This window comes from Caballeronia sp. LZ033 (assembly GCF_031451265.1).
GTDB lineage: Bacteria > Pseudomonadota > Gammaproteobacteria > Burkholderiales > Burkholderiaceae > Caballeronia.
The window spans coordinates 407,617-431,970 of the sequence record NZ_JARUXQ010000003.1; the positions used below are offsets into that span (position 1 = coordinate 407,617).

Annotated in this window: 22 protein-coding genes; 18 read left to right on the top strand and 4 right to left on the bottom strand. The window is 67.1% G+C overall.

Annotation, left to right across the window (positions count from 1 at the left end; all coding sequences use genetic code 11):
- The first annotated feature begins 51 nt into the window (after positions 1 to 51).
- Positions 52 to 1,263 (top strand): putative DNA modification/repair radical SAM protein, encoded by a 1,212-nt coding sequence (locus QCE62_RS23090; RefSeq protein WP_309923561.1) that lies wholly within the window; start codon positions 52 to 54, stop codon positions 1,261 to 1,263.
- Between the two features lie 10 nt (positions 1,264 to 1,273).
- Entirely contained in the window at positions 1,274 to 2,689 is a 1,416-nt protein-coding gene (locus tag QCE62_RS23095; RefSeq protein ID WP_309923563.1) for a UdgX family uracil-DNA binding protein, read from the top strand.
- 3 nt (positions 2,690 to 2,692) lie between these two features.
- Here the strand turns inward: QCE62_RS23095 and QCE62_RS23100 are convergent, their stop codons facing one another.
- A complete protein-coding gene (locus QCE62_RS23100; RefSeq protein ID WP_309923565.1) occupies positions 2,693 to 3,481 on the bottom strand; it encodes an SDR family oxidoreductase in 789 nt (262 codons plus the stop codon).
- Between the two features lie 383 nt (positions 3,482 to 3,864).
- Here QCE62_RS23100 and QCE62_RS23105 point away from each other — a divergent pair, with 383 nt between their 5' ends.
- The 3 genes from QCE62_RS23105 to QCE62_RS23115 all read left to right on the top strand — a co-directional run bounded on the left by QCE62_RS23105 (position 3,865) and on the right by QCE62_RS23115 (position 8,168).
- Entirely contained in the window at positions 3,865 to 4,638 is a 774-nt protein-coding gene (locus QCE62_RS23105) for a DUF4410 domain-containing protein (protein WP_309923567.1), read from the top strand.
- A gap of 81 nt (positions 4,639 to 4,719) precedes the next feature.
- Positions 4,720 to 5,991 (top strand): cardiolipin synthase, encoded by a 1,272-nt coding sequence (gene cls / locus QCE62_RS23110; RefSeq protein ID WP_309923569.1) that lies wholly within the window; start codon positions 4,720 to 4,722, stop codon positions 5,989 to 5,991.
- Between the two features lie 107 nt (positions 5,992 to 6,098).
- Positions 6,099 to 8,168, top strand: a complete 2,070-nt coding sequence (locus tag QCE62_RS23115) for an EAL domain-containing protein (RefSeq protein ID WP_309925257.1) — start codon at positions 6,099 to 6,101, stop codon at positions 8,166 to 8,168.
- 23 nt (positions 8,169 to 8,191) lie between these two features.
- Here QCE62_RS23115 and QCE62_RS23120 read toward each other — a convergent pair whose 3' ends face one another.
- Positions 8,192 to 9,730 (bottom strand): DHA2 family efflux MFS transporter permease subunit, encoded by a 1,539-nt coding sequence (locus tag QCE62_RS23120; RefSeq protein WP_309923571.1) that lies wholly within the window; start codon positions 9,728 to 9,730, stop codon positions 8,192 to 8,194.
- A 144-nt stretch (positions 9,731 to 9,874) separates the two neighbouring features.
- On the opposite strand from QCE62_RS23120, the gene QCE62_RS23125 reads away from it, so the two are divergent.
- Together QCE62_RS23125 and QCE62_RS23130 are read left to right on the top strand one after the other, a co-directional pair.
- A complete protein-coding gene (locus QCE62_RS23125) occupies positions 9,875 to 10,318 on the top strand; it encodes a MarR family transcriptional regulator (protein ID WP_309923573.1) in 444 nt (147 codons plus the stop codon).
- Between the two features lie 94 nt (positions 10,319 to 10,412).
- The gene (locus QCE62_RS23130) at positions 10,413 to 10,706 is read left to right on the top strand and encodes a DUF4148 domain-containing protein (protein WP_309923574.1); all 294 of its coding nucleotides are present in this window, start codon (positions 10,413 to 10,415) and stop codon (positions 10,704 to 10,706) included.
- A 34-nt stretch (positions 10,707 to 10,740) separates the two neighbouring features.
- On the opposite strand, the gene QCE62_RS23135 is transcribed toward QCE62_RS23130, so the two are convergent.
- The gene (locus QCE62_RS23135) at positions 10,741 to 12,450 is read right to left on the bottom strand and encodes a POTRA domain-containing protein (protein ID WP_309923577.1); all 1,710 of its coding nucleotides are present in this window, start codon (positions 12,448 to 12,450) and stop codon (positions 10,741 to 10,743) included.
- A gap of 173 nt (positions 12,451 to 12,623) precedes the next feature.
- Positions 12,624 to 14,306: a collagen-like triple helix repeat-containing protein gene (locus tag QCE62_RS23140; RefSeq protein ID WP_309923579.1), complete on the bottom strand. Its 1,683-nt coding sequence runs from the start codon at positions 14,304 to 14,306 to the stop codon at positions 12,624 to 12,626.
- 612 nt (positions 14,307 to 14,918) lie between these two features.
- Here QCE62_RS23140 and QCE62_RS23145 point away from each other — a divergent pair.
- From QCE62_RS23145 to QCE62_RS23195, 11 genes are all read left to right on the top strand, one after another.
- A complete protein-coding gene (locus QCE62_RS23145) occupies positions 14,919 to 15,095 on the top strand; it encodes a Flp family type IVb pilin (protein ID WP_309815697.1) in 177 nt (58 codons plus the stop codon).
- Positions 15,096 to 15,266: 171 nt separating this feature from the next.
- A complete protein-coding gene (locus QCE62_RS23150) occupies positions 15,267 to 15,761 on the top strand; it encodes an A24 family peptidase (protein WP_309923581.1) in 495 nt (164 codons plus the stop codon).
- Positions 15,758 to 16,231 (top strand): pilus assembly protein, encoded by a 474-nt coding sequence (locus tag QCE62_RS23155; RefSeq protein WP_309923584.1) that lies wholly within the window; start codon positions 15,758 to 15,760, stop codon positions 16,229 to 16,231. The genes QCE62_RS23150 and QCE62_RS23155 overlap by 4 nt, the downstream gene beginning before the upstream one ends.
- Positions 16,232 to 16,264: 33 nt before the next feature.
- Positions 16,265 to 17,200, top strand: a complete 936-nt coding sequence (gene cpaB, locus QCE62_RS23160) for a Flp pilus assembly protein CpaB (RefSeq protein ID WP_309923585.1) — start codon at positions 16,265 to 16,267, stop codon at positions 17,198 to 17,200.
- Positions 17,201 to 17,243: 43 nt separating this feature from the next.
- On the top strand, positions 17,244 to 18,641 hold the full coding sequence (locus tag QCE62_RS23165) for a type II and III secretion system protein family protein (protein ID WP_309923588.1): 1,398 nt from the start codon (positions 17,244 to 17,246) through the stop codon (positions 18,639 to 18,641).
- Positions 18,638 to 19,921 carry a fimbrial protein gene (locus QCE62_RS23170; protein WP_309923591.1) on the top strand — a complete coding sequence of 428 codons (1,284 nt, stop codon included), beginning with the start codon at positions 18,638 to 18,640 and terminating at the stop codon, positions 19,919 to 19,921. The genes QCE62_RS23165 and QCE62_RS23170 overlap by 4 nt, the downstream gene beginning before the upstream one ends.
- A gap of 2 nt (positions 19,922 to 19,923) precedes the next feature.
- Complete coding sequence (locus QCE62_RS23175; protein ID WP_309815713.1) at positions 19,924 to 21,306, top strand: CpaF family protein; 1,383 nt, start codon at positions 19,924 to 19,926, stop codon at positions 21,304 to 21,306.
- Positions 21,299 to 22,288: a type II secretion system F family protein gene (locus QCE62_RS23180; protein WP_409017902.1), complete on the top strand. Its 990-nt coding sequence runs from the start codon at positions 21,299 to 21,301 to the stop codon at positions 22,286 to 22,288. The genes QCE62_RS23175 and QCE62_RS23180 overlap by 8 nt, the downstream gene beginning before the upstream one ends.
- Positions 22,285 to 23,265 carry a type II secretion system F family protein gene (locus QCE62_RS23185; protein WP_309923593.1) on the top strand — a complete coding sequence of 327 codons (981 nt, stop codon included), beginning with the start codon at positions 22,285 to 22,287 and terminating at the stop codon, positions 23,263 to 23,265. Before QCE62_RS23180 ends, QCE62_RS23185 begins: the two co-directional genes overlap by 4 nt.
- Before the next feature lie 10 nt (positions 23,266 to 23,275).
- Positions 23,276 to 24,013, top strand: coding sequence for a tetratricopeptide repeat protein (locus QCE62_RS23190; RefSeq protein ID WP_309923596.1), 738 nt, complete (start codon positions 23,276 to 23,278; stop codon positions 24,011 to 24,013).
- 37 nt (positions 24,014 to 24,050) lie between these two features.
- Positions 24,051 to 24,353 carry a DUF3613 domain-containing protein gene (locus QCE62_RS23195; RefSeq protein ID WP_404987426.1) on the top strand — a complete coding sequence of 101 codons (303 nt, stop codon included), beginning with the start codon at positions 24,051 to 24,053 and terminating at the stop codon, positions 24,351 to 24,353.
- Position 24,354 lies beyond the last annotated feature (1 nt).

Genomic DNA, 24,354 nt, shown 5'->3' on the forward strand with positions numbered 1-24,354 from the left:
AACCCTCACCCGACATGAGATACTGTATATAAACACAGTATCGCCCTTAAGATGGAACTCTCCGAAAAGCTCGAAATACTCGCCGACGCCGCCAAGTACGACGCGTCGTGTGCGAGCGGCGGGGCGCCCAAGCGTGAATCGCGCGGCATCGACGGCCTCGGCGCCAGCACCGGCTCCGGCATCTGCCACAGCTTCACGCCGGACGGGCGCTGTGTCTCGCTGCTCAAGATTCTGCTGACCAACTTCTGTCTGTACGACTGCCAGTATTGCGTCAACCGCCGTTCTAGCAACGTGCCGCGAGCGCGCTTCACGCCCGACGAAGTCGTGAACCTCACGCTGGACTTCTACCGCCGCAATTACATCGACGGGCTGTTTCTCAGTTCCGGCGTGATCCGCTCGTCGAACTACACAATGGACCAGCTCGTGCAGGTCGCGAAATCGCTGCGCGAGAAACATCACTTTCGCGGCTATATCCATCTGAAGACCATCCCCGACGCCGATCCGGAACTCATCGCGCTGGCCGGCCGCTATGCCGACCGGCTGAGCGTGAACATCGAGTTGCCGACGGAAATCAGCCTTGAACGCCTCGCGCCCGAAAAAAGCGGCCGCACCATCAAGCTCGCCATGGGCAACATTCGCGTCGCTCGCGAGGAGTCGGAAGCGGAGCCGCGCGCGCCGCGTTTTGCGCCGGCGGGGCAGAGCACGCAAATGATCGTCGGCGCCGATGAAACCGATGACCGCACCATCCTCGGCACCGCCGAAACGCTCTATGGTTCCTATCAGCTGAAGCGCGTGTACTACTCCGCGTTCAGCCCGATTCCCGACAGTCCGTCGGGCGTGCCGTCGAAGGCGCCGCCGCTGCTGCGCGAACACCGCCTCTATCAAGCGGATTTCCTGATGCGCGGCTATGGCTTCAACGCGGCCGAACTGCTCGGCGATGCCGGCAACCTGCCGCTCGACGTCGATCCGAAACTTGCCTGGGCGCTCGCCCATCGCGAACGCTTTCCGGTCGATCTGAACGCTGCGCCGGCGCGGATGATCGCGCGTGTGCCGGGCATCGGCATGCGCAATGCGAAGCGCATCGTCGAATTGCGGCGCGCGCGGCGAGTGCGCTACGACGACCTCGTCCGGCTGCGCTGCGCGATGGACAAGGTGAAGCCGTTCGTCGTGACGGCCGACTACAAGCCGCCGCTGGCGGACACGCCGTCGGAGAACTTGCGGCGAGCGCTTGCGACCGGACCGGTACAGCTCTTATTGATCTGATGCTGATCTGATGCGCATCATCTCCATCGACGACGATTTCGATGCCTGGCGCACCGCCGCGCTCGATGCGCTCGCGCAGGGCCTCGCGCCCGAGTCGATCGACTGGCGCACGGCGCAGGCCGAACCGGCGCTGTTCAACGAAGCCGCTCCTCAACAGGATGCACCGGATGCGCCACGGATCCGCGTGTCGCGGGAGTTGTCGGCGCTGCTGAAGGACGCCGCGCATTTCCGCGACGAGCGTCGCTGGAGCTTCCTCTACCGGGTATTGTGGCGCTGGGCGCAGGGCGACCGCTCTGCGGCCTCCGCCGCCGATGAAGACGGCGCGCGCCTCTACAAGATGGCCAAGGCGGTGCGGCGCGCCCAGCACGACATGATCGCGTACGTGCGGTTCCGCCAGCGCGATGCGGCGCTCGGCGCGCCCGAATACGTCGCGTGGTACGAGCCGGATCACGACGTCCTCGCCTGGGGCGCCGAGCATTTCGCGGCGCGCATGGGCCGCTCGACCTGGCTGATTGCAACGCCGGACGGCGCCGCGATGTTCGACGGCGCGCGCCTGCAACTCGAACGCCGCCGTGCGCTGGCGTCGGAACATGCGGTCGACACGCCCGACGCCGCCGAAGGCCTCTGGATGACCTATTACCGCAGCATCTTCAACCCCGCGCGGCTGAACGAGTCGGCGCTCGAACAGCATATGCCGGTGCGCTTCTGGAAAGGGCTGCCGGAGGGCGCGCTGATCCCGCAGATGGTCAGCGCAGCACGTGGCGGCGCGCGCCGCGTTGCGCAGGCGTCGAGCGTGGGCGCGCTCGGCGGCAAGGCCGTGCAGGTCGACGCCCACGAAGCCCAGCCCGAACGCGACGCGCCCACGTCGCTCGATAGCTGCCGCCGCTGCGATCTCTGGCGGCACGCGACGCAGGCGGTGCCGGGCGCGGGACCGTCGGGCGCGCGCATCATGCTGCTCGGCGAACAGCCCGGCGATCAGGAAGACCTGAAAGGCGAGCCGTTCGTCGGCCCGGCCGGACAGTTGCTCGACGAAGCCATGCGGCGCGCCGGCGTTCCGCGCGAGCAGGTGTATCTGACCAACGCGGTGAAACACTTCAAATGGGAGCCGCGCGGCAAGCGGCGTCTGCACAAGACGCCCGCGCAGCAGGAAGTCGACGCGTGTTCTTACTGGCTCGAACAGGAACTGCACGACGTGGGCGCGCCGGTCATCGTCGCGCTCGGTGCGACGGCGCTGGCGGCGCTGTTCGGCCGCCGCGCGACGCTCTCGGCGCATATCGGCCGCGTGGTGACGTACAAGGATCGACAGGTCGTCGCGACCTATCACCCGTCCTACGCGCTGCGCCAGAATGACGAGGCCGCGCGCGAGCGCACTGTCGCGGCCATCGTCGAAGCACTCGAAGAGGCGCGCCGCCTCAGCGGCGGCTAGCCGTCAGAACGCCGCGCGGATCACGCCGCCATCGGCACGCAAGGCTGCGCCGTTGGTTGCCGCCGAAAGTTCGGAACACACATAGGCCACCATGTTGGCGATCTCCTCGGGCGTGATGAAACGCTTGAGGATCGAAGTTGGCCGGGCTTCCTCGAAGAACTGCGTTTCGAACTCGTGGAAGCTCTTCCCGCCCGACAGCTTCTCGACGAATTCCGTCACGCCTTCCGAACTCGTCGGACCCGGCAGCACCGAATTGACCGTGACGCCGGTGCCCGCGCAGGTTTCCGCCAGCCCGCGCGCCAGCGCGATCTGCGCGGTCTTGGTCACGCCGTAATGAATCATCTCGACGGGAATCTGCACGCCGCTCTCGCTGCTGATGAACACCACGCGGCCCCAGTTCTTCTCCTTCATCTTCGGAAGATAGGCGCGTGACAGGCGCACGCCGGACATCACGTTGGCGTTGAGAAAGCGCAGCCATTCGTCGTCGCTGATGTCCTCGAAGGGCTTCGGATCGAAGATGCCCATGTTGTTCACGAGAATGTCGACATGCGGAAAGCGCGCAACCAGCGTATCGACCTGGGCGGCGTCGGAGACATCGCCGGCGAAGCCTTCGGCCTGTGCATCCGGAACCTGCTCGCGCAGTTTGGTGAGCGCGGCATCGACGGAAGCTTGCGAGCGGCCGTTCACGATCACGCGGGCGCCCTCGCGCGCGAGCGCCACCGCGATGGCGTGCCCGATGCCTTTTGTCGATCCGGACACGAGCGCGAGCTTGTTGGCGATCTTGAGATCCATCTTTCTCTCCTTGAACAGGTGTGACGGAATGCATCGCGCGGCGCGCGATGCGAAGTGATGACGTGACCGGCAGTAAACCAGAAGCCCGCCGAATCTGCATGAGCCCTGTCCCGCGCTGCATCTTTTGACTGGCCTGAAAGCCTTGCTGCGCGGGCCTTCGCGGCGGATGAAACCGCACGACATAAATGCTCGATGGCGGCATGAAAAGGCATCGTCCATAGTTGCGCCTGCGTGACCGGAACACCCTGCGGGACGTAGAACAGCAACGGAACCCACGCCGTATCACGCACAGATGACATCACGGATCAGGACAGCAGCAAGACCGCCGCATCCTCGTCGCGCGATACGAACCGTCAACGAATCCACACTTCCGGAGCCACATCATGTTCAACCCGATCAACGCCTTCTTCAGCAAAACCCTCGCCGCACTGGTCGTCGGTACGGCGCTGCTGGCAGGCTGTGCCGACAACCCCGCGCAGGCCGCGGACGCGTCCGGCGCATACGCTCAGACGACGAGCGCGTCCGTGCAGACGCTGCGTCCCGATACCCTCTACGTCTACCCGTTCGCCAGCGATGCCAGCGACGTCAAGCTCGACAATCACGGCATGCTGTCGAAGCTCGGCGCGGCGATGTCCGGCGATTCACAGGCCGACAAGCAAGCGCAGGACGCCGTCGCTGCCCGCGAGGAAGTGGCGAACGAGATCGTCGCGAAGCTCCAGTCGATGGGCCTGCGCGCCATTCGCGCCGACGTCCCGCCGCCCGACGGCCAGAACGTGCTGATGATCGAAGGCAGTTTCAATACGATCGATGCGGGCAATCGCCGCCGCCGCATGGTGATCGGCCTGGGGGCGGGCGAGAGCCGCGTCGGCGCGACGGTGCAACTGGTGCTCAAGCCGGCCTACGGCGTACCGCAAGTGCTGGAACAGTTCGACGCCAATGCCGACAGCGGCCACGCGCCGGGCATGGCGGAAATGGCCGGCGTCGGCGCGGCGGCGGGGCACGTGGCCAGTTCGCTGGCCGTGTCGGGCGGCTTGCACGCGGTCTCGGAGAAGAAGCATGCGGACGTCTCGTCTGACGAAAAACGTCTCGCGGACGCCATCGCGAAGCAGATCCAGAAACTCGGCCAGTCGCAGGGCTGGATGTCCGCGAAGAGCTGAGCAGGTAAAGACACCCGCACGCGGCCCGAAAACTGCTTCCATCGACATTCCGGACGCATGTTCGTTTCGCGAGGCCCGCGTATGCCGACGCTTGCCGTGATTGTTCTGACTGTCGTAGTGACGCTGATCGTCGTGCTCCTCATCGCCAATCTTTCGAGCGGCGAGAAGAAGATCGAACACAAGATAGAGCGCGAGTACGCCAGCGACGACCCGCAGTTCCTCCGCTCGATGGGCCTGCTGCTCGGGCCGCCCGTCATTGGCGGCAACCGCTTCGAGGTGCTCCTGAACGGCGACCAGATCTTCCCGAAGATGCTGGACGCCATCCGCGCCGCCCGCGACACGATTACCTTCGAGACCTTCATCTACTGGTCAGGCGGAATCGGCGAGGAGTTCGCCCAGACGCTCTCGGAGAAGGCGCGATCGGGCGTCTCGGTACATGTGCTGCTCGACTGGGTAGGTTCGTCGAAGATGGACAAGCGCTATCTGCACATGCTGCGCGACGCCGGCGCCGAGGTCATCCAGTATCACAAGCCGCATTGGACCGGCCTCGGCCGCATGAACGACCGTACGCATCGCAAGCTGCTGGTGATCGACGGACGCATCGGTTTCACCGGCGGCGTGGGCATCGCCGACGAGTGGACCGGACACGCGCAGGACGAAAAGCACTGGCGCGACACGCACTTCTGGGTCGAGGGTCCGGCGGTCGGCCAGATGCAGGCAGTCTTCATGGACAACTGGATCAAGGCGACCGGCAATGTCCTGCACGGTCCGCGCTATTTTCCGGAGATCGACGCGGCAGGCGACGGCCTCGCGCACATGTTCAGCAGCTCGCCCTCGGGCGGCAGCGACGACATGCAGCTCATGTATCTGATGGCGATCACCGCCGCGACGCACTCCATCCATCTGTCCAGCGCGTATTTCGTGCCGGACAAGCTGACGATCAACGCCATCGTCGAGGCGGCGAAGCGCGGCGTGCGGGTGCGCATCATCACGCCGGGCAAGCGCATCGACACGCATACGGTGCGGGAAGCGTCGCGCGCCTGCTGGGGCGACCTGCTGGCGGCGGGCGTTGAGATGTTCGAATATCAGCCTACGATGTTCCATTGCAAGCTGATCGTGGTCGACGAGTATCTGGTGTCGGTCGGCTCGACCAACTTCGACAGCCGCTCCTTCAAGCTGAACGACGAGGCCAACCTCAACATTTACGACCGCGATTTCGCGCGCCGCCAGACCGCGATTTTCGACGACGACGTGACGCACGCGAAACGCATTACGCTGGACGACTGGCGGCGCCGCCCGCTGACCGAAAAGCTGCTCGAGCGCGTCGTCGCGCTGCTCGATCCGCAGCTCTAACGTTTGCGTGAAGTGCTTTGCGAAAAATTCCGTTGGCGACCCTAAAGGTCGGATTCCGGAAGCCGATAAGACGCTCACTCAAACGAGTCTTCGGTCCATTGGCGAACATGCACGGCACCTACAATCTCTGGCTGGTCGCGGCATCGCTGGTGGTCGCGACGCTTGCTTCATTTACCGCACTCGACATTTCGGCACGCATCGCCAACCTCGCGCAGTCGCGCGGGCGGCAAATCTGGCTGGCCGGCGGCGCCGCTTCCATGGGCATCGGCATCTGGTCGATGCATTTCATCGGCGTGCTGGCCTTCCAGCTGCCAATTCCACTCGGCTATGACCTCAAGATCACCGCCGGATCGCTCGGCATCGCGGTGCTGGTGTCGTTCTTCGCGCTGCATGTGATCACGGGCAAGCGCCTCACGGCCCGACGGCTCGTCGCGAGCAGCCTGCTGATGGGCGCCGGCATCGCCGCCATGCACTACACCGGCGACGCCGCCATGCGCATGCAGCCGGCCATCACCTACGATCCGGTGCTGTATGCGGCGTCGATCGTCATCGCCGTGGTGGCGTCGGGCGCGGCGCTGTGGATCGCGCACACGCTCTCGGCCGCGAACCTGCGCAACATGATGGCGAAGCGCGTCGCGTCGGCGGTCGTGATGGGCATCGCCATCTGCGGCATGCACTACACCGGCAACGCGGCGGCGGAATTCGTGCCGGGCTCCATCTGCGGCGCGGCCAACGATGTCGATGCGCACTGGCTCGCCACCACCGTCGCGCTGTTCACGTTTGCGATCCTCATCATCACGCTGGTGCTGTCGCGCTTCGACGCGCGCACCGCCTTGCTGGCCGGCTCGGTGTCGCGGCTGAACGGCCAGATCGTCCGCATGGCCACCTTCGACACGCTCACGGATCTGCCCAACCGCCGCACGATGAACGAGCGCATCGAACGGGCGATCCGCCATGCGACGCAGCAACGCAGCCGCTTCGCGATCCTCTTCATGGACCTCGACGGCTTCAAGACCATCAACGATTCGCTCGGCCATACGATTGGCGACGAAGTGCTGAAGGCGTTCGCGCGCCGTTTGCAGGAATGCGTGCGCGGCGGCGATACGGTTGCGCGTCTGGGCGGCGACGAGTTCGTCGTGATGCTGGAAAACCTGAACGCGCCCACCGACGCCGAGAAAATGTCCGAGCGCATCCTGGACACGATGAAACAGGGGCTGATGGTGTCGAGCCATCCGTTGCAGGTGATGCCAAGCATCGGCATCGCGCTGTATCCGCAGGACGGCGACAGCGTGGAGGCGCTGCTCAAACACGCCGACATCGCGATGTACGAGGCGAAGCGCGGCGGACGCAGCACCTATCGCTTCTTCGAGGCGAGCATGAACGAGGCGGCCGTGCGCACGCTGCAGATCCAGCAGGCGCTGCACGAGGCGTTGAGCGGCGGGCATTTCTACCTGCTGTTCCAGCCGAAATTCCACGGCAAGAGCGGCGACCTGGCGGGCGCGGAGGCGTTGATCCGCCTCGACCATCCGCAGATCGGCACACTGACGCCGCTCGAATTCATTCCGATCGCCGAGCGCTCGGGGCAGATCGTGCAGATCGGTTACTGGGTGGTGCGCGAGACCTGCCGGCACTTGTCGCGCTGGCGCGCGGAGGGCCGCCCGCCGGTCAAGGTGGCGATCAACCTGTCGCCGCGGCAGATGCACGAGGCGGATCTCGTCGAAAACGTCATGCGGATCGTGCGCGAAGAGGGCGTGCCGAGCGAACAGATCATGTTCGAGATCACCGAAACGGTGGCGATGCAGGACGCGCCGCGGACCATCGAGATGATCCGCGCGTTCCAGGAGAACGGCATCGAGATCGCCATCGATGATTTCGGCACCGGTTATTCGAGTCTTGCCTATCTGCAACGCTTCCGCGCCAAGCAGTTGAAGATCGACCGCTTCTTCACCAACGGGCTCGACGAGAACGGCCAGGAAGGCCGCGCGATCGTCTCGGCGATCATCGCGCTCGCGCATTCGCTGGACATGGACGTGGTGGCGGAGGGCGTCGAGACGGGTTCGCAACTGAACCGGCTGCAGGACATGGCGTGCGACGAAATGCAGGGCTTTCTGCTCGCCATGCCCCTGTCGGCCGAGGCGTTCGGCGGGATGCTCGAAAAACGCACGGTCAGCGTCTGAGGCGCCGGTGACGGTGGCTGCGCTCAGTCCATCGCCGCGTGCGCGATGTTGTCGTCGGCCGTGCCGTTTTTGGCGGGCCGGATCAGCAACAAGAGCGGTACGACCAGCAGCGTCGCGACGAACATCAGCTTGAAGTCGTTGATATAGGCGATCATCGTCGCCTGCTGGGTAATGGTCTGGTTGAGCATCGCCATGTCCTGCATCGAGCCGTTCAGGATGGACTGCATCGCCGGATCGAACGGCGTGACATGCGCAGCCAGGTCCGCGTGCGCGATCTGCGTGTTGCGCGTCATCAGCGTCTGCACGATCGAAATACCGATACTGCTGCCGATATTGCGCGCCAGGCTGTAAGTGGCGGTGCCGTCGGCGCGCAGTTCCGGCGCCAGTGTCGAGAAGGTCAGCGCCGACAGCGGCACGAACACCAGCCCCAGCCCGAAGCCCTGGATCACACCGGGCCACACGATATCCGACGCCGACAGCACGATCGTGTAGTGCATCATCTGCCACAGCGCATACGCCGACACCAGGAAGCCCGAAAGCAGCAGCACGCGTGCATCGACGTGTTTGAGCAGCCGGCCCGCCATCAGCATCGCCAGCATGGTGCCCGCGCCGCTCGGCGCCGTGACGAGGCCCGTGGTCGCGACCGGATAGTTCATCAGGTTTTGCAGCATCGGCGGCAGCAGCGCGCGGGTCGCGTACATCACCGCGCCGATCACGAAAATGAACAGCGTGCCGGTCGCGAAATTGCCATCCTTCAACAGCTTGTACTTGAAGAAGGAGCGCGGGCCGGCCGTCGCCGTGTGCGCAATGAAGAACACGAAGCTCAACGCGGCGAGAATGGCCTCGATGCGGATTTCCATCGAGCCGAACCAGTCGAGTTGCTCGCCGCGGTCCAGCATCGCCTGGAAAGCGCCGATCGCAAGGCCCAGGGTCGCGAAGCCGAAGGCGTCGAACTTCACCGCGCGGCGCGCAACCTGGGCCGGCAGGAACGTCGTCACACCGAACAGCGCGAACGCGCCGATCGGTACGTTGATGAAGAACACCCAGCGCCAGTTGTAGCTGTCGGTGAGCCAGCCGCCGAGCGTCGGGCCGAGAATCGGGCCGACCATCACGCCCATGCCCCACACGGCCATGGCCTGGCCTTGTTTCTCGCGCGGATTGATGTCGAGCAGGATGGATTGCGACAGCGGCACCAGCGACGCCCCGAACACGCCCTGCAACAGCCGCGACGCGACGATCTGCGCCAGCGTTTCCGACAGCCCGCACAAGGCCGACGCCACCGTGAAGCCGGCAATGGAGATGCACAGCAGCTTCTTCACGCTGAGCTGGTCGGAGAGCCAGCCCGTCAGCGGCGTGGCGATGGCGGCCGCGACAATATACGAGGTCAACACCCACGTAATCTCGTCCTGCGACGCCGACAGCGCGCCCTGCATGTGCGGCAGCGCCACGTTGGCGATGGTGCTGTCGAGCGTCTGGATCAGCGTGGCGAGCATGATCGAGACGGTCAGCATGCCGCGGTTGAGAGGCGCCGCGGCGCTTGCTGTTGATGCTTCGGAGGACATGGAGGCGGCCGCGCGTGACGGCAGAGTGTAGATTGTAATCAGGGTGATGATAAGCACGCTTATTATAAGACGACGGCTGCCGCGCGCCAGTGCGGACATAAACGGTGGATGCGCGGGAGGCCGTCTGTTCCCTATAATCGCGCGATGGAAACCCAACTCGACAAACGCTTCGGCTTCCTGGTCGCGGACGTGGACCGCCTGTGCGGCAACCGTTTCGACGAACTCGCGAAGTCGTCGCTCAATCTCACGCGCGCGCAATGCCGCGTGCTCGCCTATCTCTCGCATTACGGCGAGGTCAATCAGGCGCGTCTGGCCGGCTTGCTCGAAGTCGCGCCGATTTCCGCCGGAAGGCTGCTCGATCGCATGGAAGAGGGCGGCTGGATCGAACGGCTGCTCAATCCCGACGATCGCCGTGAACGTCAGGTGCGCATGACCGCGAAGGCGGAGAAAGCGCTCGACAGCGCGCGGCGCGTCGGCGACGAAATCACCGCCGAGGCGCTCGCAGGATTCACCCGCAAGGAAAGCGAGCAGCTTGTCATGTTGCTCCAGCGCGTGCGCGGGAATCTGAGCCGGATCGTCGATCGCTGAAGCGGCGCGAGGGGTGGCGGGGATGTGGCCCGTCTATTGCTGTTGCGATGCCAGCAAGTCCACCCGTCGCCATCCCTTCCGGAGAAGACCGATCATGAACAAACGCACCGCACCGTTGGCTGTCATCGCTTTGTCCGTCGCCGCGCTCCTGACCTTGCCCGCCGCGCCCGCGCTGGCGCAGGATTCCGCGGCTTCCACGCCGAAGCAGGTCAGGAAAGCGGAGCGCAAGCAGGCGCGCGCGAAGAAGAACGCCGAGCTGAAGCAGCTGGAGCAGAACGGCTACAACCCGTCCGGCGAGCAGACCAACTATCCGCAGAACCTGCAGAACGCGCAGGCGAAGATCAACGCGAAGAAGGCCGGCCAGCCCGCACCGGCTTCGGCGCCGTAATTTCAGTGCTGCACGCGCGGGCTCGCCCCGCGCGTCAATCCAGTTGATACGACAAGGTTGCATTCACGCGCGGGCTGCGTGACGTGTTCTCGACGGGCGCATCGCCGACCGCCTTCGCCACCGACAAATCGATGCTGTAGTGCTTCGCATCGGACACGCGAAAGCCGATTCCCACCGAAGACAATCTGCGCGGATTCGCCGTGCCGCCATGCAGGTAGACGCGCGCGGCATCGAACGCCACGTACGGCGTGAAGCTCTTCAAGTACGTCATGCCGACCTCCAGCGGCCGGTTCACTTCGAACGACGCTCCCCAGCCCGAATCCCCCGACACCTCTCCCGGCTGATAGCCCAGCGCGAAACGCTGCGCGCCGAATGACACCTGTTCCGAAGTCGGCAGGGAATCGGGCGAGTATTGTCCGGTCGCGGACAGCACCGTGCCGATCTTCCACGGCCATTCGTTGCTTTGCGAGACGCTGGCGCCGGTGCGCACGAAGGTCAGCGAGACCGGATTGACGGGCGCGTAGCCGGCGATGTTCGTGTCCGCGCTCTTCGATGCCCCGAGCACGTCGAAGGCCTTCGCGACATTGAAGCTCCCGCGGCGCACAACGCCTTCGCTGATGCCGGTGTAATCGAGCTGCAACTGCGCGACCCGGACCTGCGAGCGATTGGCCAGATACGGATTGCCGGGCACGATCGTGTTCTTGAGGCGGTCCTCGTCATGCGAGGCGTACACCGTCGCCGTGCCGATCAGACTGCGCGCGTTGCTCAGCATGAACGGATAGACGCCGGAGAACGCGAGCTTGTCGTTGACCACCGTGCGTTCGATATAGGACGGCAAGCCAGGGTTGTCGACCGGATGGCCGTGATAGTGCGAGGCATCGATCTTGGCGGTGAAGCCGTCGGTGCCCACCGGCAGCGTGCCGTTCAGCGCGTAATAGGTCTGGTCGTCGCGGCCTTTCGGCAGCAGCGCGGACGCCGTCAGCGATTCGCCGAGCCCGAGCATGCCGTTCTCGGTCGCGCTCAGGATGCCCTGCACGCCCGGATGATTGAAGTCGATGCCCGTGCTGACGTTGAACGGCTTGCGTTCGACGTCGAGTTCGAGCGCCGTCGCGCCGTCGGTGGTTTGCGGCGGCGCGACGTTCACCTTCGCCTTCACGCCCGGAATCATCCCGAGCACGTTGACGTAACGTTCGAACTTCGCCTGCGTGAGCGGCCGGTCCGCCTCCAGGCGTTCGGCCACGGCGCGGATGCGCTTCCCGGCGGCGCCCGGATTGCCCTTCACGATGACCTTCGCGATATAGCCCTCGACCACCGTCATGCGCACGACGCCGTCCTGGAACGCCTGCGCCGGGATGAACGCGAAGGAGAGCGCGTAGCCGTGTTCCTTGTACATCGCGGTGATGCCGTTGGCGGCCTCGATCAGCTGGCCGACGGTCACGTCCTTGCCGACGAACGGCGTGAAGCGCGCGGCGATCGGTTCGAAGGGCAGCGACTTGACGCCTTCGATCTCGACCCTGGACGGCGTGAGGTGATGGGCGAGGAGCGCTTCGAGCGCGGGCGCAGGCGGCGCGACATTCACCGCGACGGGCGCCTTGGGCGGCGTGTTGACTTGCGGCAGGGCATCGAGCGGATTGCCGCCGACGCTGGCTCGGGGTGCGGGCGCGGTCTGCGCCTGCGCGGGGTGTGCCATGGGCGCCGTCAGTGCGGCGAGCATGAGCGCCCGTGTCCAGTCACGGATCTTCATTGTGTTGCCCTCGGTTGGTTGCGAGAACGTCGTGCGTTCGGATGACGCCGCGTTCTTCGTCGTGTGTCGTTATGGGTGCTGCGTGTCTTGCGTGTCTTGCGTGTCTTGCAATTTCACGCAGAGAGCAGGGAAGCGCAGGTTTCGTGGACCGCGCTCCCCTGCCGCGCGCCGGTTTAGCGCCGCGTGCCTCCCAACACGCCGCCTACCACGGCGCCCACCGTGCCCAAAAGGCCGCCGTTGTTGGCGGTGCCGCTGCTGGTGTTGCCGGTGGTGGTCGCGATTCCTGCGCCCGCGCCTGCGCCCGCGGAGGTAGAGGTTTGCGTGCTCGCGACGGTCACGCCGACGGCTGCACCGGTGATCGTCGTCACCGAGCCGAGCACGCCTGCATTGCCGGGCGATCCGGCGGTGCTGGCCGGTGCGCCGGTCAATGCGCCGACCAGTCCGGTGACGGGTGCGAGCAGACCTGCGCTGCCGGCGCCGCTGCCGGTCGATCCCGCGCCGGTTCCCGTGGCGCCCGCCAGCGCGCCGGTGACGCCGCCGACCAGACCCGTGACCGGTGCGAGCACGCCGCCTGCGCCTGCGCCGCTGCCCGTGCCACCGGCCGCGCCCGTCAGGCCGCCGACCAGACCCGTGACCGGTGCGAGCACACCGCCCGCGCCCGAGCCCGTTCCGCCCGCCGCGCCCGTTAAACCGCCGACCAGGCCAGTGACCGGTGCAAGCACGCCGCCCGCGCCCGTACCGGTGCCCCCTGCTGCGCCCGTCAGGCCGCCGAGCAGACCGGTGACCGGCGCGAGCGGATTGGCCGTCGAGCCGCCGTTGACGAGGCCGCCCACCGACGACACCGTTTGTCCCGTCGCCGAAACCAGGTTGCCGACGCCGGCCGTGACCGGATTCGCGCCGGTGCCCGTGACGCTCTTGCCGGCGTTGTCGAGCGTGCCGCCGAGGGTCGTCAGGAGATTGTTGACGGGCGCGCCGAGGCCGGTCACCGAGCCGACCGTCTGCGTCGTCGTGCCGACGACCGAGGTGATCGGCGTGATGGCCTGGCTGACCGTCTGCGTGAGTTGCGTGACCGGCGCGCTGGTGAGCGTGGTATCGAGCACGCCGCCGGTCTGATGGACCGCGTTGCCGACGATGCCGACGATGCTGCCCACCGGCGTCGTCACCGGGGCGAGCGGGGAGAGCGCGCCGGTGCCGAGACTCGACACCAGCGTGCCCGCGCTCGACACCGCGTCGCCCGTCTTCTGGACGACCCCGCCCACGCTGGCGACGGTGGTGCCCACAGGATTGGTGCTGGTGCCGATGGTGCCGAGGCCGGCCGACACGCCGTCGCCCAGCGTGGAGACAGCGCCGCCCACGTTCGATACGACGTCGCCCGCGGCTTTCGTGGTGCCCGGGCTGACGCCCGGCGCGGTCGTCGAGCCGATTGCCGTCCCGATGCCCGTGACCGTGTCGCCTGCCGCGGACACCACGTTGCCTGTTTTATCGACGACAGCCGCGACCGGCTGGACCGGCGTACTGCCCGTGCCGCCGCCGGTGCCGCCACCGGTTCCACCGCCGCCCGTGCCGCCGCCGCTCCCCCCACCGCTTCCACCGCCGCCATTGCCGCCATTGCTGCCGGTGGTGGTCCCCGAACCTCCGCCCGAGCCCGTTCCGGACCCGCCGCCCGAACCGCTGCCGGTTCCACCCGCACCGCCGCCGGTGCCCCCGGCATCGCCCGTGGAGATGCTTCCCGCGCCGCCCGGCGCCTTGCTCACGGACCCCGATCCGCCGCAAGCCGCGAGCGACAGCACGCCCGCAACCGCTGCCGCGATGATGGTGATCCGCAGGGTTTCGCGTCCGATGTGTCTCGTATTCATGTTGGCCCTCGATATGTTGTTTGAACGAACCGCGGGCGAATAACTGCATTAGGTGTGCCATCGCACGGACAGCGCGATCCCGATTCGACGTCGGGCTTACGCAGCGCCAATCGCTTCAAGCACTTGTGGGGGTTGTCGAGAATGATTCTCGTGTGATGACGCGTTGCACCATTTGAAGTGTTTCGGGGAAACGTAACGTTACGAGAAACGGCTCGCGTAACGGATTGGAGGGTTACACGAGACAAACCTGTCAACCCGCACTCGTCATATATCAAACACTCAATCCATGCAGCCGGAATTTAATTCCTTTTTGGACACCAGCAATCGTCGCGCTTACTTAATGGAAGTTCGAAAGGCATGCTATCAAGCGAAGCCAAGCAAAAATTGAACAAAGTTGGGTCAGACGATTATTGATTTTGGGATGGCCATGCGTTATAAATCCTCTCAGCGACACGTCACACGAAATGCTCGCCGCGAGGCGCCAGACGTGTAGACGAGAGCGCAATACAAAACAGAGTTGGATCGCCTTTCGGGGGCTGACACTTAGGGTGCAGCAGAACCGGATGGTAGATGCGGCCAGAGAGAAGCAAACCCATCCGAGGGCCATTAATAATGAAAGCAACCTTCCTGCAGTTTCTTCGCGACAGTCGGGGAATTACCGCCATTGAATACGGACTGATTGCCGGCGTGCTTGCGCTGGGCATCATGGCGGCGGTCGGTGATGTCGCGGACCAGTTGAAAAGTACCTTCCAGGCAATCAAGACAGAACTGTCGAAAACCGGAACCTGAGAGAAACCGGCTTTTCGCCGTTATACGGCAAGACTGCATGTGCGTTTAATGTTCTTCTCGCGCTGGCTCACGCCAGCGCGAGGATGTTTATCGCCTTGCGGTTTTGGAATATAAAAACATCCGGATTAATCCGGATGACGGTATTCGTTTGCCGGCGGATTTGTTTTCGACATGTTCTCGATCGGATCAGCATTATTCACGGGGTGGGCGTGCGCCGTTGCCATGTGCGACTGGCGACGCCGTTCCATCCCCAATGCGCTCGTTCTGGCGGGCGCCGCGTGCGCGCTGGCGCTTGCGGCGGCCCGCCTGTCGCCGTTCGAAACGCCGCCCGGCGCCGGGCTGATCGGACTCGGCGCAGGCTTCGCCGCGCTGCTGCCGTTCTGGCTGCTCGGCATGATGGGCGCCGCCGACGTCAAGACGTTCGCGGTGCTCGGCGCCTGGTGCGGGCCGCGCGCGCTGCTCGGCGTCTGGGTGGCGGCCAGCCTGTGCGCCGCGCTGCATGCGCTGCTGCTGTTCGCGCGCCGCCGCACTACGGTTGCGCTGGACGAGTTGTCCACCGGCATGACGCTCGCCGAACGGCGGCGCAACAGCACGCCGTACGGCGCGCTGCTCGCGGTGGCCGCGCTCTGTCATCTCGCGCTGCATGCCGCCGGAGTGCCCTCATGACGCCCGCACGTCAAACCGGCAGATCCAGCCGCCGCGCCGAACGCGGCAACATGGCAATCGAATTCGCGATCGTGTTCCCGCTGTTCTTCGTGGTGTTCTACGCAATCGTCACCTACAGCCTGATCTTCGTCGCGCAGCAGTCGCTGACGCTCGCGGCCGAGGAGGGCGCACGCGCCGCACTGCGTTTCCAGGATGGCGCGGCAACCGTCGATGACTCCCTCGCGCTGCGCAGCACCGCTGCCTGCACGGCCGCGAAGGGCCTGACGAACTGGCTCGCCGGACTGGCCGACTGCACCGCGACGCCGGCCCCGTGCACCTATGACACCTCGATGCGCTGCATCCAGGTGACGCTCGACTATCAATACGCGCAGCGTCCGCTGGTGCCGACGCTGCCGCTCTTCGGCCTTGCGCTGCCCGACTCGCTCGTGGCGCGCGCGATGGTTCAACTCGATCCGGACAACGTGCTATGAGCACGCGCCTGCTGGTCCACTCGCCCTGACACCATGGCCAATCTCACTCGCACGCTTGCCATCCTGCTGTTTTCGGTCGCGGTCATTCTCGGCATCTTCGCCGTGATGCTCGCGCGCCATCCGGCGCCTTCCCCCGAGCGTGACCGGACGCCGGCGCAGCCCGCCGCGCTCGCCACGCCGCAACGGCTCGCGCCGGTCGTGATCGCCACGCGCGATCTGGCCGCGGGCAAGCCGCTCGACGCCGACGCCCTGACCGTGCGCATGCAGGCCGAACCCGCGCCGGGCACTTTCGGCGATGCGTCCGTGATCGTCGGCCGCGTGCCGCTCGTCGCCGTGCCGAAGGGCGCGCCGCTCACCGCCGAAACGCTGTCGAGCGGCCTCGCGGACGTCGTCGCGCCCGGCGAGCGCGCGGTGGCCGTGCGCATCGACGAGACCAATGCGGTCGGCAATTTCGTGCGGCCGGGCGATTACGTCGACGTCTTCTTCACGCTGAAACGCGAAGGCGCATCGGGTGATGTGGAGATCGGCTCGACGCAGGCGCGCCTGCTCCTGTCGAAGGTGCGCGTGCTGGGCGTGGGCGACGCGTCGATCGGCCGCGCGGGCGGCAAGGAAGCGAAGGATTCCGCGCTGCGTGCAGGCAGTCCGCGCACCGCGGTGCTCTCGGTCCGCACCGCCGACGTCGATGCGCTGACGCTCGCGGAAAACGCCGGCCGTCTGGTGCTCGCGCTGCGCAATTCCGCCGATCCCGAAGCGCCGCCGCCGCACGCGTTCGCACCGCTGTTCGCCGCCGCGAAGCCCGACGACGGCGCCGCGCGCGCCGCCGCCGGCCTCTCGCTCGGCACGCTGGCGGGCGCACGCACCGCGAGTCGCGCGGTGGAACCGGCACGTGTCGCACGCGCGCCGCGCGCGGCGACGGGCGATGGCATCGAAGTGATACGCGGCGGCCGGGCGGAGCAGGTCGCGTACTGACAGTCAGGGCAAGAACGGAACGCGGACAGCGCGGCGAATCACGATGACCAGAAACCAGCAAGACGAAGGCATGAAGAAATCGACGGGATGGAAACGGGCGGCGCTCCTCGGCTGGGTGGTCGTGGTATGCGGCGGCACCGTGCAGACGGCGGCGGGGGAAACAGCGGCTACGACGGCGTCGCCCTCGCGCGGCCAGGTCATTGCGCTGTCGACGGGCGCGCAGATGTCGCTTGCGCCCGGCAAGACGGTGACGCGGGTGGCGATCGGCGATCCGGCCGTCGCCGACGTGAACGTGCTGAAGGGCGGCGGCGTGCTGCTCGTCGGCAAGGCGGCGGGCTCGACCAGCCTGATGCTGTGGCAGCGCGGCAGCGGGACGCCGCTCTCCTATACGGTCGACGTGGCCTCCGGCGCAGGCGCCGCGCTCGCCGAAAGCGACGCGCCGCAAGTCCGCGTGCTCGGCAAGACGGCGGTGCTGACCGGCAGCACGCCGAGCGTCGGCAAGCATCAGCGCGCGGCGGCGGCGGCGCGCGCGTCGGTGGGCAAGGACGGCGCGGTCGTCGATGCCTCGACCATCGCGACCCGCAGCGTCGTGCAGGTGGACGTCAAGGTGGTCGAGTTCAGCAAGTCGGTGCTCAAGGAAGCCGGCTTCAACCTGTTCTCGCAGAATCACGCGGGTTTCGCGTTCGGCACCTTCGCGCCGAGCGCGCTCAGCAACGTGTCGGGCGGCGCGACCAGTCCGCTCGCCGTCACGGCCACCTCGCCGATCGGTTCCGCATTCAACCTGCTGCTCAATTCGACCTCGCGCGGATTGTTCGCCAACCTAAGCTTGCTGGAAGGCAACAATCTGGCGCGCGTGCTGGCGCAGCCGACGCTGGTGGCGCTCTCGGGACAAAGCGCGAGCTTCCTCGCGGGCGGCGAGATTCCGGTGCCGGTGCCGCAGTCGCTCGGCACGACGACGATTGTCTACAAGCCATACGGCATCGGCCTTTCGCTGACGCCGACCGTGCTCGGCCCGGAGCGCATCGCGCTGAAGGTGGCGCCCGAGGCGAGCCAGCTCGACTTCGCGCATGCGATCACCATCGACGGCGTCTCGGTGCCCGCGCTCACCACGCGCCGCGCGGAAACGGCGGTCGAACTCGGCGACGGCGAGAGCTTCGTGATCGGCGGGCTGGTGGATCGCGAGACGGCCTCGAACGTCAACAAGGTGCCGCTGCTCGGCGACCTGCCGATCATCGGCGCGTTCTTCAAGACCTTGCAGTACTCGCAGCAGGACCGCGAACTGGTGATCATCGTGACGCCGCATCTGGTCGCGCCGATCGCCCGCAACGCTCCGTTGCCCGCGACGCCCGGCGAACAGTCCGAGCGCCGCGACGGGCCGGTATGGCGCTCGTTCATCGGCGGCGCATTGTCTGCCGAAGCCGCGCCGGGATTCTCGCGATGACGCCCGTCGAAGCTTCCGCGCTGCCGGCGCGCTTCCTGTGCGCGAGCCCCGACAGCGCGCGGCTCGACTGGCTGCAACGCGCGCTGGCGGGCGCGGGCCCGGTGGAAGCCGCGCCGTGGGACGTGGCCGGACTGACTGGGCGCATCGGCGAGCGGGCGCCGGGCGTCGTCTTCATCGACTTCGGCGCGAGCGGCGACGCCACGCAAGCGAGCCTGCTGGCGCACGCGGCGCGCGACATGTATCCGGCCGTGCCGATCGTCGCGCTGGGCACGCTGGCGACGCCGGCCCCGGCGCTCGCGGCGCTGCGGGCGGGCGTGCGCGATTTCGCCGACGTGAGCGGCGCGCCCGCCGACGTCCTCGCGATCGCGCGGCGTCTGCTGGCCGAACGGCCGGCTCCGCGCAACGAGCCGGTCAGCCGCCAGGGCAAGCTCACGGTGCTGCTCGGCGCGCGCATCGGCGTGGGCGTGAGCACGCTCGCGGCGAACCTGGCGGTGAGCCTGCAAAAACGCGCGGCGGCGGCGCAGCGCACCACGGCGCTGCTCGACCTCGGCCTGCCCGCGGCGGACAGCGCCTTGCTGCTCGACACCCGCAGCGAACTGCATTTCGTCGATGCCGTGCGCAACCTGCGCCGCTTCGACGAGACCTTCGTGAACACCGCCTTCGCGCGTCATCCGAGCGGGCTGGCGCTGACCGCGCTGCCTGCCGATCTCGGCGAGATGCGCGCGATTTCCTTCGCCTCCGCGACAAGCACGCTGAACCGCCTGCGCGCGTATTTCGATCAGCAGATCGTCGATCTGGGCGGCTTCTCGAACCTCGAATTCGTCGGGCAGGCCGTGCGTGCCGCCGACGAAGTCTGGCTCGTGTGCGATCCGAATGTCGCCTCGGCGGTTTCGGCGGTCGCCTTGCTCGACGCCTTGCGCGCGGGCGATGAAAGCGAGCCGGACGAAGCCAAACCACTCGGCCTCGTCGTCAACAAGTTCGACGCCGCGCTCAACTTCGGCGCCGACCAGCTGGCCGAGCGTCTCGACCTGCCGCTCGTCGCGGTGCTCCCGGAGCGGGCCCAGGCGCTCGGACGCGCGGTGAACCAGGGCCGGCTGCTGGCCGAGTGCGCCGAACGCGATCTGTATGTCCGCGCGCTCGCGCCGCTGGTGGCGCGCCTGCACGGTGAAGCACCGGGCGAGGCGGCCGCGCGCGACGCACAGTCGGCAGGCGGCCGTGCGTCCCTCCGCTCGGCGCTGGGCGCCGGGCAATTCCTTCCCAACTTTCTCAGACGGTCATAACGATGGTTCAGGACTTCAGCAAGGACATCGCGTTCGCGAACGATCTGGCCGAAGACGCCGTCGCGTTCGCCCAGTCGCAGCAGTTCCAGGACGTGGCCACGGCCGCGCACGAACATCTGCTGTCGCGCATCGAGGAACTCGGCGCGGAATTCGGCCGCTGGTCGCGCCAGGCGATCCAGCAGTTCGTCGATCTGGAGATGGACAGCTTCGTGCGCCTGCGCCGCATTCCGCTCAATGAGAGCGAAGTGCGGCTGGTGGCGGCGGCGCTGACCAAGGAACTCGCGGGTTTCGGCCCGATCGAGGACCTGCTCGCCGATGCCGCCGTGGAGGACATCCTCATCAACGGCTATAGCGACGTGTATGTGTCGCGGCACGGTATCCTCGAAAAGATTCCGGTGCGCTTCGCCGACAACGCGCACCTGCTGCGCATCGTACGGCGCATTCTCGCGCCGATCGGCCGGCGTCTCGACGAATCGAATCCGATGGTCGATGCGCGCCTGCCCGACGGCGGCCGCGTCAACGTGGTGATCGAGCCGCTGTCGATCGACGGGCCGGTCGTGTCGATCCGCAAGTTCCGCCGCGATCCGCTGCGTCCGGATGACCTGCTCGCGAACGGCACCTTCAATCAGGACATCGCGACGCTGTTGCAGGCGGCGGTCGAGGCGCGCTGCAACGTGCTGGTCTCGGGCGGCACGAGCTCGGGCAAGACCTCGCTGCTCAACGCGCTGGCCTTCTTCATCCCGAAGCACGAACGCGTGGTGACGATCGAGGACACGGCGGAGCTGTCGCTCAACCATCCGCACGTGGTGCGGCTCGAAAGCCGGCCGGGCGGCTTCGACGGCGCGGGTGTCGTGTCGATCCGGGACCTGTTGCGCAATACGCTGCGGATGCGTCCGGACCGCATCATCGTGGGCGAAGTGCGCGGCGGCGAAGTGCTCGAAATGCTCCAGGCGATGAATACCGGCCACGACGGCTCGATGGGCACGGTCCACGCCAGTTCGCCGCGCGAGTGTCTGTACCGGCTGGAAATGCTGGCGGGCTTCGCGGGCTTCCAGGGCACCGAGGCGAGCCTGCGGCGGCAGATTGCCAACGCCATTGATTTCATCGTGCAGATCGGGCGGCTCTCGAACGGCCGGCGCCGGATCCTCTCGGTTACCGAAGTCACCGGCCTTTCGGACAACATCATCGCGATGCAGGAGTTGTATCGCTATGAGCCGTCCGTCGACATGAACGGAGACGAACAGGACCGCTGGAACTGGCTCGGCATTCATCCGAGTTCGCCGAAGCTCGCGAAATTCCGTCAGGCGCAAGGTGTGGCGATGTCGGAAGGCTTCGGGCAGACGGGACGCTTCGGCGGCGGTTTCGGCGGGGGCTTCAGTGGCTAGGGGCGTCGCGCTCGTCGCGATGCTGGCGCTGCTGTGCGCGGCGGCGGCGCTCATGCTGTGGCGGCGCAGCGCCCTGCGGCGTGAACGGGCGCTGGCGGAACGCTTCGTCGAGCGGCAGGTGCAGACCGCAAGCGCGGCGCACGCCGCCGCTCCGCACGCGTCGCACGCGGCACAACCGCCCCGGCCCGCGCCGGGCGCGCCTGCCGCCGAGATGCAGACGGGCGTCCGGGCGCGCATCGCGCAGGTTCGCGCGTTCGTCGGCAGTCTGCTGAACCGCGCGGGCATCGAACGGCCGGGCGCGCTCGTCGCGATCACGCTCGCCGTTGCCGGCTGCGGCGCGCTGTGGGCCGGCGTGCGCGCGGGAGCGGCGATCGGCGCGGGCGTCGCGGCGTTCGTGCTGGTCGCCGTCTACGCGTGGCTGACGTGGCGCGCGCAGAAACGCTACCAGCGCATCGTGCGGCAACTGCCGCCGTTCCTCGACGGCATCGTGCGGATGATCGTCATCGGCCACAGCGTGCCGGCGGCGTTCCAGAGCGCGCTCGGCAGCGCCGAAGCGCCGCTCTCCGAATGCCTGAACCGCGCGCTGCCGATGCTGCGCACCGGCATGGAAATCGATCACGCGCTCGGCGCGGTGGCGCGCATCTACCGCGTGCGCGAACTGGAACTGGTGGGCTCGGTGCTGCGCGTGTCGGTGAAATACGGCGGCCGCTCCGACGTGATGCTCGACCGCATGGCCGCCCTGATGCGCGACCTGGAGCAGGCCGATCGCGAACTCATCGCGCTGTCGACCGAAACGCGGTTGTCGTCGTGGGTGCTCGGACTGCTGCCCATCCTGCTCGGCACGATGGTGATCCTGACCAATCCCGCGTACTTCGACGCCATGTGGACCGACACGCTCGGCAAGCGCCTCGTCTACATGGCGGTGGCGTTGCAGGCGCTCGGCGCGTGGATGCTGTACCGGCTGGCGAGGGTACGGACATGACGATCACGCCTGCCTTGCTCGGCGCGCTCGCGCTCGCCGCCGCCGCGCTGGCCGTGAGCCTGTGCGGCGTGCTGGCGTTCGGCCGCCATCTGCGCATGCAGCGTTCGGCGCGCACGCTCGATCACGCGTTGCAGGATCGTGCGGCGGCGTCGCTGTCGGCCGCCGCTGCTGCTGCGCCGGCCACGCGCCTCACGCCGCCGCCGGCGCGCGGCCTGTTCGCGGCGCTGGGACGCGCGAGCGTTGCGTGGCTCGACACGCCGTTCGGGCGCATCGCGGTGGCGCCGGAAGACCGGCGTTTGCTGGAACGCTGCGGCTATCTCGATGTCCGTGCGCGCGCCCGCTTTCTCGCGGCGCGCATTGTGGGCGCGCTCGGCGCGCCGCTCGCCGTCTTCGCCGTCGCGCATGGCGGCTTGAGCAGCGCGCGCTTCATGCTGCTGATGTTCATGGCGCTTTCGGCGGGTTTCATGGCGCCGAAGTGGTTCGTGCGGCGGCGCGCGCAGGCGCGTCAGCGCGCGGTGGAAAACGAGCTGCCGATGTTCGTCGACCTGTTGCGGCTGCTGCAGGGCGTCGGGCTGTCGCTCGATCAGAGCCTGCAGGTGATGATCCACGACTTCGGCAACGTGCTGCCCGTGCTCGCGCGCGAACTGGCGCTGGCGCAGGCGCAGTTCGTGACCGGCCGCACCCGCGAGCAATCGATGAAACGTCTCGCCACGAGCTACGAAAACGACGACCTCGCCGCCATCGTGCGGCTCATCATCCAGGTCGAGCAGCACGGCGGCGCGGTGCAGGATCCGCTCAAGCAGTTCGGCGACCGGCTGCGCGAGGCGCGCCGCGCGGCGCTGCGGGCGCGCATTGGCAAAGTCACCGTGAAGATGACCGGCGTGATGGTGCTCACGCTGCTGCCCGCGCTGCTGATCATCACGGCCGGGCCGGGTTTCATCGCGGTGGTGCACGCGCTGGCAGGACTTCATCGATAACGGAATGCTCATGACTCTCTCCACGACCCTCTTGCGCCCGCTGCTCGCGGCGCTGCTCTGCGCGACGCTCGGCGCGTGCGCGACCAAGCAGGAGAACGGCTACGGCCTGGGCATCCAGGCGGAACGCCAGGCCGCGCTCGATCAGGCGCAGCAGAAGGACGCGCCGCCTGATACGCCCGGCATGTACCTCGCGCTGATCGACCGGATGCAGGCGCAGGGCTTGTGGTACGCGTCGCTGGCGCACATCGATGCCTACGAGCAGGAATACGGCGAAGCGCCCGACACGATTCTGTTGCGCGCCGATGCGCTGCGTCAGACCGGCCAGCCCGAGGCCAGCGCGGCGGCCTACGCGCGTCTCGCCGATACCCCGCTCGCCGCGCGCGGCCTGCGCGGCCTGGGATTGCTGGCGGGTGCGAAGGGCGATTTCACGCACGCCGCCGAACGTTTCGAGGCGGCTTCGAAACGCGCGCCGACCGATGCCACGATGCTCTCTGACCTCGGTTATGCGCGCTTGCGGATGGGCGATGTCGAAGGCGCGCGCGTGCCGCTGATGAAGGCCGCTGAGCTCGCGCCGGGCAACCCGAAGATCCTGAGCAACGTCGCGCTGTATCTGCTTGCCAGCGGCCAAGCCGCGAATGCGCAAGGACTGATGGACCAGCAGAAGTTCACGGCGGATGTGCAGCAGGCGATCCGCGGCGATGCGAAGCGGGTTGCGGATGCGGCGCGGCCGCGCGTCGCGGCGCGCTGATGTCGCACGAACGAAGTTACCGAACCACGAGGCAACGATGAAACGACTCCCCCTGACGATGCTGGCCGCCGTGCTGGGCGCGGCGCCCGCCGCCGCCTTCGCGCAGGTCGCGAACCCGCCGGCGGCGAGCGAGATCGGCCACGCCACGCAGGCCTGGCTCTCGCTCCAGGCCAGCAATGCCGCTGCCGCGCCCGCGCAGCCGATGCTGGGCGCCGAGGCCAGCGCGGCCTACGACCGCTATTTGAGATCGTTCGAGACGGCGATTCCGGCGCGCTTCGGTTCGTCGCTCGAAGACGCCGGGCGGCCCGCGCTCGACGTCAACTATCACAACGCCAACTGAT